The organism is Saliphagus sp. GCM10025334 (genome assembly GCF_042663485.1).
Classification (GTDB): Archaea; Halobacteriota; Halobacteria; order Halobacteriales; family Natrialbaceae; genus Natronosalvus.
Window position 1 is genome coordinate 194,965 of the sequence record NZ_JBHTAF010000002.1, and the last position, 12,020, is coordinate 206,984.

Below are 12,020 nucleotides of genomic sequence, written 5' to 3' on the forward strand. Positions count from 1 at the left end.
AGCGTTCGTCCACCACATATAAAACACCGTGTCCAACCGGCACCAGGGCTACGCCCCGAGGCGCACCGAACTCGAGTATGAACGAGTCGATACCCGTACCCGGCGGCCTCCCGCTGCTCGGGAACGCGTTGTCGATCGGTCGAGACCCGTTCGGGTTCGTCGAGGACGCCGTGGCCGACCACGGCCCAGTCATTCGCGTCTCCGTGCCGGGGCTCTCGTTCGTCTGTTACGCAGAGCCCGCGCTCGTCGAACGGGTCCTCGTCACCGAGCGCGACCGCTACGAGAAGGACCCCCGTGAACGGAACCTGCTCGGTCCGCTCCTGGGCGACGGCCTCCTGACTGCGCGAGGTGAAACCTGGGAGCGCGGGCGCGAGCAGGTCCAGCCAGCGTTCTATCCCGGTCGACTTCGAGCGTACGGCGAGGTCATGCTCGAGCGAACCGACGGATTCGTCCGAGACTGGTCCGACGGCCAGCGTGTCGACGCGTACGAGTGGGCACGAGGGCTCACCCTGTCGATCGTCGGAACGGTCGTCTTCGGCGTCGAGGGCATCGAGGAGATGCGGACGATTTCCCGCGCCGCTGACGCCATCACGGGCCGGTTCGAGCCCTCGAGCGTACCGTTCGAGGTCCCGCTCTGGGTGCCGACGACGGCGAATCGTCGCTACCGACGAGCCGTCGGCGACCTGAACGGCGTCGTCGCGGATCTGCTCGACCGTCGGCGCGCGTCGCCGGATTCCGGAGACGATCTCTGTGCGACGCTACTCGCGGCGGCCGACGGCGGCACGATGTCGGACGAACAGGTCCGCGACCACCTCCTCACCATGCTGCTCGCCGGTCACGAGACGACAGCTATCGCGCTCACGTACGCGATGGCGTTGCTGGCGACCCACCCGGACGAACAGGCGCGCGTGCTCGAGGAAGTGCGCGAACCGGAGACCATCGACACCAGTACCGCGTTGCCTCGCACGGACCGAGCTATCCAGGAGACGCTTCGGCTCTATCCGCCGACGTACCTCCTCTTCCGGCAGGCCGTCGTCGATGACGTGGTCGCCGGCTACGAGATTCCGGCGGGTACGAGGATCTGCCTGCCCCAGTGGGGCATCCACCGGGACGAACGCCTGTTCGACGCGCCCCGTTCGTTCCGTCCGGATCGGTGGCTCGACCCCGACACCTACCCCGACTTCGCGTACTTCCCGTTCGGCGGCGGGCCGCGTGCCTGCATCGGGCGTCGATTCGCCCTCCTCGAGTTACGACTCGCGCTGGCGAGGATCCTGCGGACGGTCTCGCTCGAGGCGACGTCCGAAACCGGGTGGTCGCCGACGCCGGCGCTGACGTCTCGCCCGGACGGTCCCGTCCCGGTTCGCGTCCGGCGATAGCCGGAACGTACCGCGCCGCCGCGTTCCCAAGTCACCACTCCTCGAGCAGCGGGTACGCCGCGTGCTGGGCCGCCGAGAGCAGGACCCGATCTTTCTCGTAGCCGTGGGCGATCGACTCGACCATACCGTCGCTATCGGTCAGGGGCACCTGGCGGACGGTCGTGCCCCGTTCGTCGACCTCGAGGACGAGCAGGGCGTGGGGAAACGAGGAGACGGCCGGAACCGTGAGTTCTCTGACGCCGCCGCTCGATTCGATCGCTGGAAAGTGGAGGTGACCGGTGACGACCAGTCCGACGTCGTGGTCGGCGAGCACCTCGAGCAGGGGTTCGGGATTCGAGAAGCCAGGAACGCGTCCCTCGACGGGCAACTCGTCGCGCCAGCGCTCGTAGAGTCGGCCGGTCGCGGGGAGGTTGTGGTGGATGGCGACAATCGTGGCGTCGACGGGCGTCGTCTCGAGGGTCTCGTCGAGCCACATCAGCGTCTCGGCGTCGACGCGTCCGTCCCAGGTCTCGGCGGGCGAGTCGGGTTCGGCGGCGTGGCTGTCGAGGCCGATCACCTCGAGGCCGCCCACGCGAACTCGGAACGGGAGCCCGTCAGGCGTGTACCGGGCTTCGAAGGCCTCGACCGGCAGCGACTCGCGTTCGTCGAAGGTCGTCGGCTCGTCGTGGTTACCCGGAACCGCGGCCGTCGGTGGGTCGAACGCCGCGAGTTCGTCGAAGCGGTCGAACTCCGCCCGCGTCCCGTTTCGCGTCAGGTCGCCTGCGAGGAGGACGCCGTCGACGTCGCGCTCGTTGACCGCCTGAACGGCCGCCCGGAGGTGGCGCTCGGTCCGGTGAAAGACCTTCCACGTGCCCGTGGCGTCGGTAGCCAGGTGTACGTCCGAACCCACCGCCAGAACGGTCGGCTCTGGGGTCCGCGGGCGCTCGAGGCGAGCCAGCAGTTGGCCGGCGTGGAGGCGAGCCATCGTGCTGGCGAACCACGGGAAGCGGGATAACCCTTCGCGCGGGAGCGGTCGTTCGGGCAGCATCGAGGACGGTCGAGACTCGAGACGTCAGCGGCGAGCCTCCGTTCCGTCGGTCTTATCGTCCCCGCCTCACATGCATCGAGCAGTGACCGAGTGGAACCAGTACCGCGGCGACGAGCGCAAGACCGCCCGAATCGGTGCAGATACGGACCTCGAGGGACCCCGACGGAAGCCCGCCGAGCGCTGGACGGCCGACCTCCGAGATCCGGTCGGCTGTCCGCCCGTCGTCGATCGAGACGGTATCTACGTCGGCACGACCGGTGGAGACCTCTACGCGCTCGACTTCCAGGGCCGGCGGCGCTGGGTGTACGAGACGAACGCGTCGACCACGCTGACCCCCGCCGTCGGTGACCACGTCTACTGCAGTCTCGAGGACGCGCTCCTCGCGCTCGAGACCGAGACGGGCGACCCCGCCTGGACGCGCGAGGCGTCGGGGCTCTACACGACGCCGCCGACGCTCACGGGCGGTCTGCTGCTGGTGGGAGACGCCCAGGGCATCACCGCGATTCGCGCGGAGACCGACGAAGAAATCTGGACGGCCGACCTCGAGGCACCCCCGGTCGGCGCGATTGCCGTCGACGACGAGCGAGCGTACGTCGCGGTCCAGGACGAGTCGGTTGCCGCAATGGACCGCGACTCGGGCGAGGAAGTCTGGCGCGCTCCGGCCGACGGAGTCGTCGTCGGCGGTCCGACGCTCGCAGACAACCGCGCCTACGTCGCCGACGAGAGCGGGACGGTCCTCGCGCTCGACGCGGAGACGGGCCAGACCTGGTTCACCTACAAAATCGACGGGGCATTCGCCTCGGCGCCGACCGTCCTCGAGGGAGGGGACACGCTCTTCGTCGCCGCCGACGACGATACTCTCCACGTGACCGACACGACGTTCGGCAATCGCAAACTCCGCGGACTCCTGTTCTCGAAGCCCGGCCTCCCGCTCGACGACGTGCCCGCCACCGATCCGATCGTGATCGGCGACGTCGTCCTCGTCGGCGACCGCGGAGGCGGCCTCTACGGCGTGGACGCCGGCGATCCGGACTTTCGCTGGCACCTCTCGCTCGAGTCCGGAATCGCGAGCACGCCCGCGCCCGCCCTCGAGGCGAACTCGTTCGGCGACGAACCCTCGAGCGTCCGCCTATTCGTTGGGGACGAGGCGGGTCGGCTTCGCTGTCTCGCGTGGGACGCCGATCGGTGAACCGACAGTACTGACTCGTACGCCCCTCGGCGTGCCCCTTCCTATAGAAACTCTCGCCTCCCGCTCGAGAACGCCCCCTTCACGTCCATCACTTTCACTTCCACTCTACTGTTAACGAGGGTTTATACCCCATCCGGCACAACGACCGGGTATGGCAGACGTAGACCTCGAATCCCTTCCCGGCGTTGGACCGGCAACCGCGGACAAACTCACCGAAGCCGGCTACGACTCCTACCAGAGTCTGGCCGTCGCCTCCCCCTCGGAACTATCGAACACCGCCGACGTCGGCGAGTCCACCGCGGGCGACATCGTCCGCGCGGCCCGCGACGCCGCGGACATCGGTGGCTTCGAGACCGGCTCGACCGTCCTCGAGCGCCGAAACCAGATCGGCAAACTCACCTGGAACATCGACGAGGTCGATGACCTCCTCGGCGGCGGCATCGAAACCCAGTCGATCACCGAGGTGTACGGCGAGTTCGGTGCCGGCAAGTCCCAGGTCACCCACCAGATGGCCGTCAACGTCCAGCTTCCCAAAGAGGTCGGCGGCCTCCACGGGAGCGTCATCTTCATCGACTCCGAGGACACCTTCCGCCCCGAGCGAATCGACGACATGGTCCGCGGACTCCCCGATGAAGCCATCGACGCCGCCCTCGAGGATCGCGAGATCGAGGGATCGGCGGGCGACGAGGACGCACTCGACGAACTCGTCGCGGACATGCTCGAGAAGATTCACGTCGCGAAGGCGTTCAACTCCAACCACCAGATGCTGCTGGCCGAGAAGGCCAAGGAGATCGCCGGCGAGCACGAGGACTCGGAGTTCCCCGTTCGCCTGCTCTGTGTCGACTCGCTGACCGCCCACTTCCGCGCGGAGTACGTCGGCCGTGGCAACCTCGCGAACCGCCAGCAGAAGCTCAACAAGCACCTCCACGACATCGACAAGGTCGGCAACCTCTACAACGCCGCAGTCATCGTCACGAACCAGGTCACCTCGAACCCCGACGCGTTCTTCGGCGACCCAACGAAACCCATCGGTGGCAACATCCTCGGCCACAAGTCCACCTTCCGAATGTACCTCCGCAAGTCCAAGGGCGACAAGCGGATCGTCAAGCTGGTCGACGCCCCCAACCTCGCCGATGGCGAGGCCGTCATGCGCGTCCAGGACGGCGGACTGATGCCCGAGTAATCACGGCTACAGCTCTCTTCGATCCAACGCCCAGCATTTTTCCAGTTGGCGGAATTATACCTAATCGAAATTCCCGATGGAAAACACCTGAGGTGCAGGACTGATCCTCGTTGTGGCGGGCAGCCTGATGCTCCTCGCTGGCCCTCTCGCATCCAAAGCTGGCTTCGAGAGCGGAACGTTCTGGCCGCTGTCACTCTTTGGTGCCGTGCTAGCGATTCTGGCGGGGTTGTATCTGTTGTCAGAAGCCTATCGTCGCCGTTCGGTTGATTCGTAACGTCTCAAACGAGTAGCGGGCGCCTACAGGTCGAACTCGAGTAAAAACGTGCGTGCTCAGTCTTCGGTCGTCGTCCTGTCCTTCTCGAGTTCGCCGCGATAGATCTCCGCCCCGTCCTGGGCGACCTTTTCGGCTAACACCGCGCACTTGATCCGCATCGGCGAGATTTCGACGCCGAGCATGTCGACGATGTCGTCGCGGTCCATCTCGAGCAGTTCGTCGATCGTGGTGCCCGGCAGCTCCGTCGAGAGCATACTCGCCGACGCCTGGCTGATCGCACAGCCGTCGCCGGAGAAGGCGACCCGCTCGATCGCCTCGCCGTCGTCGGCGAGGACGACGTCCATACGGATCTCGTCGCCGCACATCGGGTTCTCCCCGACGTGGGTGAACGTGGGGTCCTCGAGTTCCCCGTAGTTGCGGGGGCTCTTGTAGTGATCGAGGATCTGCTGCCGGTACATATCGGAGCCGAGTCCCATTTGCCGAGACGTAGGTCGGTGGCGTGGAAAAGGGTTCCGGGGGCGCTCGGGAGCGAACGGCCCGGAGATGGTTCGTGGACCCGTCGAGTTTCGGACGAGCGGTCGTGATCGCGGTCACCGTCCCGCCCGTCAGTCTCGGGCGGACACACGTAACACGCGTCGGCGATAGCGAGGAGGCCGACAGTCGAGGCCGCCGCTAGCGACTGGAGAACTGACAACGCGGTCGGAATCGTCGCGGCGAGCGCGATCGCGTACGCGGACGGAACGATTCCGAGCGTGAGGTCGTGCCTCGAGGGGATAGAACCGCCATTTTCGGCGGTATCGAGGGCCGCAACGATGCGACTGCCGACCGGTCGCTCGCGAGTCGTCTCTATCATCGTACTCACTTCGACGTCCGACCTACCGTCGCTCGAGGGAAAAGCCGAATCGTTGCATTGTTTCTCGGCGCGTTACTCGTTCCCAGGCAACAGGGCGTCCACACTCGGCCCGAAAGTGACGAAAGCAGTGTCGCTCGCACGGCCGTTCGAGACGAAAACGCGGGTCAGGCGAACAACTCGCGCGCCCCGTCGATCGCCTCGACCAGCGCGTCGACCTCCTCGCGTGTATTGTAGACGTAGAAGGACGCTCGCGCGGAGGCGGCGACGCCGAGTTTGTCGTGCAGCGGCTGGGTGCAGTGGTCGCCCGCGCGGATGGCGACCGCGTGGTCGTTCATGATCGAGGCCAGGTCGTGGGCGTGGACGGACTCGAGGTTGAAACTCACGAGGCCGCCGCGGTCGGGGCCGGGTTCGGGGCCGTACACCTCGATGTCGTCGAACTCGGTCAGCCGGTCGTAGGCGTACCCCGCCAGTTCCTCCTCGTGAGCGCGGACGCGGTCCATACCGATCCCCTCGAGGTAGTCGATCGCCGCCTCGAGGCCGACGGCTTCGGCGATGGGCGGGGTGCCGGGTTCGAACTTCCAGGGAAGGTCGGCCCAGGTCGAGTCCTCGAAGGTGACCTTCTCGATCATGCCGCCGCCGTAGAGGTAGGGCTCGAGGTCCTCGAGCAGGTGTTGTTTCCCGTAGAGGACGCCGATTCCGGTGGGGCCGGCCATCTTGTGCCCCGAGAAGGCGTAGAAGTCGGCGTCGATGGCCTCGACGTCGACGGGCCGGTTCGGGACGGCCTGTGCCCCGTCGATGAAGGCGTAGGCGCCGTGGTCGTGAGCGAGATCCGCCAGTTCCGAGACGGGATTGACGGTCCCGAGGGCGTTCGAGACGTGGACCGCCGAGACGATCGCGGTGTCGTCGGTGACGAGGTCGCGGGCGTGGTCCATGTCGAGGCGCCCATCGTCCGTAATCTGAATGTACTTCACGTCGGACCCGGTGCGCCTGGCGATCTGCTGCCAGGTGACCAGCGAGGCGTGGTGTTCCATCTCCGTGAGGACGACCTCGTCACCGGGGCCGAGCTCGGTCAGTCCCCAGGCGTAGGCGAGCAGGTTCTCACTCTCGGTCGTGTTCTTCGTGAAGACGATCTCCTCGCGACCCGCTGCCCCGATAAACTCGGCGATCCGATCGTGGGCCTCCTCGTAGAGAATGGAGGCCTCCTGGCTGAGGTGGTGGATGCCCCGGTGGACGTTCGCGTTCGACTCGCGGTAGTAGTCGCTCATGGCGTCGACGACCTGGTCCGGGGTCTGCGTCGTCGCCGCGTTGTCGAGGTAGACGAGGCGACTCCCGTCGAACTCGCGATCGAGAATGGGGTAGTCCTCGCGGAGAGAGGCGACGTCGAGGGGGTCGGCGCCTTCGCGCTGGTGCTGGTGGCTCATTACGCGAATACAGGCGCTGGAGACAAAACACTCCTTCGGTCGGTTGTAGGTTCGCCGCGATCTGAGACGGAGACCGGTACGGCTTCGAGCCGGTCCGAGATCAGGCTTCGACCTCGAGCAACCGCGCCTCGCAGTCGTCGCAGGTGATGGCGTAGACCTCGTAGGAGCGACAGCACGACTCGACGGTCTCGGCGTCGATCGAGATGGACCCGCCACACGCCGGACAGGTGTCGATAAACGCGCGCAGCCCGCTCGCGAGCTGGCTCCGCTGGTCGGCGGGCAGGGACTCCCACCCCGGCACGCGCTCGGCGAGGACCTCGAGCCCGGCGAGGTCGGCGACGAGGGCGGCGTCGGACTCCCAGCGGGCGGCGACGTAGCCGTCGACGCGGACGACGACCGGATCGTCCGGGCGCTCGCCGCTGACTTCGATCTCGTCGGGGTCGGCCTCGAGCAGGGGGCCAAGCTGTTGGGTTCGGTCACCGTCCCGGACCACGTCCATGCGCTCGTGCCACTCGCGTCGGACGTCCTCGCGGAGACACAGGTCATCCTCGTCGACGCAGGGTTCGACGACGTTCGCCTCGAGCAGCGTCTCCTCTGGAGTGAGACGCGTTTCGCGCTCGTGGATCGGGTCGGGTCCGTGGCCCGCTGTCGAGTCGAGGTCGGGGTCGGAGTCAGTCTCGAGTCCGTACCCCGCCGGCGCCTTGTCGAACTTCGCCAGGAGCCAGTCGGGGAAGTACCGTTTCGTCAGCGCGGGCGTGCCGGGGACGAGGTAGCCGCGGACGTAGATCGCGAACGCGGACGCGGCGAACACCGCGATGCCCGCGAGCGGGACGACCGCGCCGACAGCGATCGCGAGGACGCCGGCGATGACGACGTTGACGGCGGTGCACGGCGTGCACCGATTCTCGCCCGTGTACTCGGGCTGGCGCAGTCGATCGATCGTTCGAGAGAGGCCTGCAGACATGTTCGTCACGTCGACTGGTGGGATAAAAAATACGTCGGTGGTACAATAGTGCAGATCAGTTCGCGCTCCGCGCCCGTCTGGTCGGTCACGATCACGGATCGAACAACCCCTCGACGTCCCGCCGCTTCGCTCGGCGGCGCTCGACGTGAGCCGAGAGCCGATCGTACACTAGCGCACGGTTGGCCGGCTCGCGGACGAAGTCCTGGACCAGCGCCAGGAAGCGACTGGTCGCCCGTTCGGCCTCGAGGTCCGTTCGGGCGAACGCGACCGCGTCCTGGAGGATCGTCTCGTCGTAGCCGAACTCCTCGGCCAGGACGCCCGCCGCCAGGAACGTCGCCTCGAGGTCGAGATCCGCCAGTTCGAGCGTCGCGCCGGCGTACTCGAGAGTCGGGGGACGACGACGCTCGATCACCTCCGGATCGTTCTCGAGGGTTCGAAGGGAGCGGCGGACGGCGGCCACGTCGACCCCGCGGTAGTCCGTCGGAAGATCCTCGAGGTACTCGCGGGCGCTCGCGGCCAGCCCCGTCGCCCCCGCCCAGTTGCGGTTCCGTGCGTGGTAGATCGCCGCGGTGAACTGGATCAGCCCGTGGAGCAGGCGCTCGTCGTCGGTGCCCGCCTCGAGGTCGAGCCAGTGGGCCTCCCAGGCGTCGTGGGCGGCGTGGTAGTAGCCGTCGTTATAGATGGCGATGCCGGCCCGGAGCGCGTCGCGCATAGCCGTGCATATCGTGTCGAGCGTATAAAAAGCCGGATACGTGCCGCCTCCGGCGGGGCGGGCAGGTCAGCGATGTGGGGACGAGCAACCCACCGTCCGTATCGACTGATCGACTGTTCTGGCCGTCGGTCGCCTCGAGGCGGCTCGAGCGCGCCGACGGCCACCGCCGCCGATCGAGCGGTGAGGAAATCGACGAGGACGCACCACAAGAGTATGCAGTCGTTTGCGGATGGTAGGGGCCGCCCAACCGTGCGTCTGCCGGTCGGCCTCGAGCGTCTCGCTCGCGCCCATCGTCTCACTCTTGCTTCGCGACTCGTTCGGAAACGCTGGATCAAAAAGTACCTTCTCAAGCCTCGAACTCGCGTTCCTCACGGGTCGTTCCTCCCCGTTCGGATTTCCGAGACGTTCGTTCCCTCACGTCTCGCGTTCCCACCTGAACGTCCCGTTTCGCTGCACAACTTCTCCGTCCACTTCAAGGCGAGACTCCTCGCTCATGTCCGTAATCATGTCGGTGTGGACGGCCGACTCGTTGCCCGTCTGGCCCTTCGGCAGACAGGCGTCGTAGGCCCGACCCACCGCCAGGTGGACGGTGTCGCCCATCTTCTCGTCGAAGAGGATGCTGTCGGTAAATCGGTCGATACCGCGATTCATGCCGATTCCGAGTTCACCGAGTCGTCGGGCACCCTCGTCGGTCTCGAGGATGTCCGTCAGAACGTCCTCGCCCTGAGCGGCCTCGTGGTCGACCACCTCGCCGTCCTCGAACTCGAGGCGGACGTCCCGAACGGCCTCGCCGTCGATGGTCATCGGGACGTCGAACGTGACGGTCCCCTCCGTGTCGTAGGGCGCGGTAAACACCTCGCCGCTCGGGAGGTTGTGCGAGTCGTAAGCCACGGACGCGGCGCTGTTGACCGCCGTCCGGCCCTCGATCGACATGGTGAGGTCCGTTCCCTCCTTGACCAATCGAACCTCCGAGCCAGCGTCCAGGACGTCCTTCATCTTCGCCATCTCCTCGGCCAGGGCCTCCCAGTCCCGGAGGATGGCGTCGTAGGCGAAGTCCTGGTACTCCTCGTAGGACATCCCGGCCTGCTGGGCGAGCGAGCGCGTCGGGTGGACCGTCGAGACCCAGCGGGTGTCGTAGCGCGCCTCGCGGACCCCCGATCGGGCCGTGCGGTAGGCCTGTCGAGTCTCGCTCGGCACGTCGGCCATCGCCGCGGTGTTTCGCCCGCCCCCGATGGAGAGCACGACGTCAGCCGCCTCGTAGAGACGGCGTTCGTACTCGGGATCCTCGTCGAAGTCGCCGTCGTGCGCCTGGAGGTACGCTCGACTCACCTCCCCGGAACCGTAGGTCGTGAGCAGGTTCGCCCCTCGCTCGCCGAGTTCGGTGGCGACGGCAACCGCCAGTTCGTGGGCCTCGGGGCCGACGGAGAGTACCACGTCGTCGCCTGCCTCGATCCGAGCACTCCAGTCGACCAGCACCGATGCGTGTTCGCGTACGCGTTCGTCCATACCTCACCTGACTCGAGTCGGGCACTAAATCCAGCGGTTCGCCTCGCGGCGTCGACGACTCGTCTCGACGTCACCGCCGTTCGTTATTGCTATAGAAAGTATAGTTTTGCCGAATCCATCGCGCCTCGAGCGCGCCGCTCAGACGGGTGTCGATTGCGAATGCGAGTCCCGCGAGCGAACGAACCCGACGACGGCGTAGACGACGGGCGTGTCGAGGAGGGCGATCAGGAGTTTGAGGAGGTACTGACCGACGATCAGGGTGGCGATGTCCCCGGGCTGGAGGACGGGACCGACGCCGAGGACCATTGGTGCGAGCGCGAACGCGACTGAGACGAAGATGACGGTGTCGATGGCCTGGCTGCTCGCCGTCGAGGCGATGTTGCGCAGCCAGAGGGCGTCCCCGTCGGTGTACTCGCGGATCTCGTGGAACACCCAGACGTCCCAGTTCTGGCTGACCAGGTACGCGAGCAGGCTCCCGGCGACGATGTTCGTCGACGCGCCGAGGACCGATTCGAAGGTGGCCGGGTCGATGCTCGTCGGCGCGGCAGGGGCCGCGATCGTCGACCAGACGAGCGCCAGCAGGAGGAAGTTCATCGCGAACGCGACGTTGACCACGACCTGGGCGGCCTTCCGTCCGTACAGTTCCGAGTAGCAATCGCTCGCCAGGAAGGTAAGTGCGTACGCGAGTGCAGCCCCCGGCAGGAAAAGTTCGTCGCCCGCTATCGGGAGCGCTACTGGCAGTTCGAACGCGAGCACCTTCGCCGCCGTCACCTGGGCCGTGACCAGCGCCGTGACGAACACGGCGATGAGCGAGACCTGGACGACCGTCGGCCCGGCTCGAGTCTGGGACTGAGTCATACCCACCCTTCACGAGTACGCGGATAAAGTCGTAGCGAAAAGCTTCTCCGAGTGTGATTCAGAGAATATCGATGGTGGGAGTTTGCCCGCCAGGGCGATTATTTCTACGTACGTCTCCAGAACGTTTGTATTTGAGCTCCTGATCGCACCACGTTCCGAATCGGTCACAACGGGTGGAGATTCCGGTGGTATCGAGTTTTTTACATCGGGACCCGAGTGAACGGGGCCCACGCAAGTCTTATCCGTCTATCGGCACTGTGTTCAGAAGCAATGGCGAAAGGCAACGTTGATTTCTTCAACGACACAGGCGGCTACGGTTTCATTTCGACGGACGACGCGGACGATGACGTATTCTTCCACATGGAAGACGTCGGCGGTCCGGACCTCGAAGAAGGCACAGACATCGAATTCGACATCGAACAGGCCCCCAAGGGCCCCCGCGCGACGAACGTCACCCGCCTGTAACACGGCTTTTCGTTCCGACGCCCGGATTTCACATTTTACCATTTTTGACCGGCGAGCGACGCGTCCGTAGGTTCGAAGGGACGCAGTTACGCAGTTGCTGAAAGGACTCGAGCGACCGGTAGCCGCGGCGTACCGTCACGTATCGAGTCCGTACGGTCAGGTACGCGTGATATACCCAAACCGGTGACTGTC

11 protein-coding genes and 1 pseudogene are annotated in these 12,020 nt (G+C 66.1%); 4 read left to right on the top strand and 8 right to left on the bottom strand.

The genetic code is table 11. From position 1 onward, the window contains the following. Positions 1-77 precede the first annotated feature (77 nt). Positions 78-1,376: a cytochrome P450 gene (locus tag ACFQO4_RS09265; RefSeq protein ID WP_500260649.1), complete on the top strand. Its 1,299-nt coding sequence runs from the start codon at positions 78-80 to the stop codon at positions 1,374-1,376. A gap of 31 nt (positions 1,377-1,407) precedes the next feature. On the opposite strand, the gene ACFQO4_RS09270 is transcribed toward ACFQO4_RS09265, so the two are convergent. Next, the gene (locus ACFQO4_RS09270) at positions 1,408-2,340 is read right to left on the bottom strand and encodes a metallophosphoesterase family protein (RefSeq protein ID WP_500260650.1); all 933 of its coding nucleotides are present in this window, start codon (positions 2,338-2,340) and stop codon (positions 1,408-1,410) included. A gap of 145 nt (positions 2,341-2,485) precedes the next feature. Between ACFQO4_RS09270 and ACFQO4_RS09275 the strand changes: the two genes are divergently transcribed. Together ACFQO4_RS09275 and radA are read left to right on the top strand one after the other, a co-directional pair. Further along, positions 2,486-3,592, top strand: coding sequence for an outer membrane protein assembly factor BamB family protein (locus tag ACFQO4_RS09275; RefSeq protein ID WP_500260651.1), 1,107 nt, complete (start codon positions 2,486-2,488; stop codon positions 3,590-3,592). Positions 3,593-3,743: 151 nt separating this feature from the next. Next, entirely contained in the window at positions 3,744-4,775 is a 1,032-nt protein-coding gene (gene radA, locus ACFQO4_RS09280) for a DNA repair and recombination protein RadA (RefSeq protein ID WP_500194814.1), read from the top strand. A gap of 330 nt (positions 4,776-5,105) precedes the next feature. Here radA and ACFQO4_RS09285 read toward each other — a convergent pair whose 3' ends face one another. The 7 genes and pseudogenes from ACFQO4_RS09285 to ACFQO4_RS09315 form a co-directional block, all read right to left on the bottom strand. Beyond that, on the bottom strand, positions 5,106-5,525 hold the full coding sequence (locus tag ACFQO4_RS09285) for an iron-sulfur cluster assembly scaffold protein (RefSeq protein ID WP_500260652.1): 420 nt from the start codon (positions 5,523-5,525) through the stop codon (positions 5,106-5,108). Between the two features lie 149 nt (positions 5,526-5,674). Beyond that, positions 5,675-5,902: pseudogene (locus ACFQO4_RS09290) on the bottom strand (DUF8015 family protein); the annotation flags it as partial. Between the two features lie 164 nt (positions 5,903-6,066). Beyond that, on the bottom strand, positions 6,067-7,323 hold the full coding sequence (locus ACFQO4_RS09295; protein WP_500260653.1) for a cysteine desulfurase: 1,257 nt from the start codon (positions 7,321-7,323) through the stop codon (positions 6,067-6,069). Between the two features lie 100 nt (positions 7,324-7,423). Next, complete coding sequence (locus ACFQO4_RS09300) at positions 7,424-8,287, bottom strand: DUF8054 domain-containing protein (protein WP_500260654.1); 864 nt, start codon at positions 8,285-8,287, stop codon at positions 7,424-7,426. A gap of 91 nt (positions 8,288-8,378) precedes the next feature. Next, positions 8,379-8,999, bottom strand: a complete 621-nt coding sequence (locus ACFQO4_RS09305; RefSeq protein ID WP_500260655.1) for a DUF309 domain-containing protein — start codon at positions 8,997-8,999, stop codon at positions 8,379-8,381. Between the two features lie 414 nt (positions 9,000-9,413). Further along, positions 9,414-10,505, bottom strand: coding sequence for an aminopeptidase (locus ACFQO4_RS09310; protein ID WP_500260656.1), 1,092 nt, complete (start codon positions 10,503-10,505; stop codon positions 9,414-9,416). 138 nt (positions 10,506-10,643) lie between these two features. Beyond that, the gene (locus ACFQO4_RS09315; protein WP_500260657.1) at positions 10,644-11,363 is read right to left on the bottom strand and encodes a queuosine precursor transporter; all 720 of its coding nucleotides are present in this window, start codon (positions 11,361-11,363) and stop codon (positions 10,644-10,646) included. Positions 11,364-11,633: 270 nt separating this feature from the next. On the opposite strand from ACFQO4_RS09315, the gene ACFQO4_RS09320 reads away from it, so the two are divergent. Continuing rightward, the gene (locus tag ACFQO4_RS09320) at positions 11,634-11,828 is read left to right on the top strand and encodes a cold-shock protein (protein ID WP_006087767.1); all 195 of its coding nucleotides are present in this window, start codon (positions 11,634-11,636) and stop codon (positions 11,826-11,828) included. The last annotated feature ends 192 nt before the right edge of the window (positions 11,829-12,020 follow it).

Excerpts from the sequence above, each read along its gene's own strand:
- ACFQO4_RS09265 (WP_500260649.1), top strand. The coding sequence starts at position 78 with ATGAACGAGTCGATACCCGTACCCGGCGGCCTCCCGCTGCTCGGGAAC.
- ACFQO4_RS09270 (WP_500260650.1), bottom strand. The coding sequence starts at position 2,340 with ATGGCTCGCCTCCACGCCGGCCAACTGCTGGCTCGCCTCGAGCGCCCG.
- radA (WP_500194814.1), top strand. The coding sequence starts at position 3,744 with ATGGCAGACGTAGACCTCGAATCCCTTCCCGGCGTTGGACCGGCAACC.
- ACFQO4_RS09285 (WP_500260652.1), bottom strand. The coding sequence starts at position 5,525 with ATGGGACTCGGCTCCGATATGTACCGGCAGCAGATCCTCGATCACTAC.
- ACFQO4_RS09295 (WP_500260653.1), bottom strand. The coding sequence starts at position 7,323 with ATGAGCCACCAGCACCAGCGCGAAGGCGCCGACCCCCTCGACGTCGCC.
- ACFQO4_RS09300 (WP_500260654.1), bottom strand. The coding sequence starts at position 8,287 with ATGTCTGCAGGCCTCTCTCGAACGATCGATCGACTGCGCCAGCCCGAG.
- ACFQO4_RS09305 (WP_500260655.1), bottom strand. The coding sequence starts at position 8,999 with ATGCGCGACGCGCTCCGGGCCGGCATCGCCATCTATAACGACGGCTAC.
- ACFQO4_RS09310 (WP_500260656.1), bottom strand. The coding sequence starts at position 10,505 with ATGGACGAACGCGTACGCGAACACGCATCGGTGCTGGTCGACTGGAGT.
- ACFQO4_RS09315 (WP_500260657.1), bottom strand. The coding sequence starts at position 11,363 with ATGACTCAGTCCCAGACTCGAGCCGGGCCGACGGTCGTCCAGGTCTCG.
- ACFQO4_RS09320 (WP_006087767.1), top strand. The coding sequence starts at position 11,634 with ATGGCGAAAGGCAACGTTGATTTCTTCAACGACACAGGCGGCTACGGT.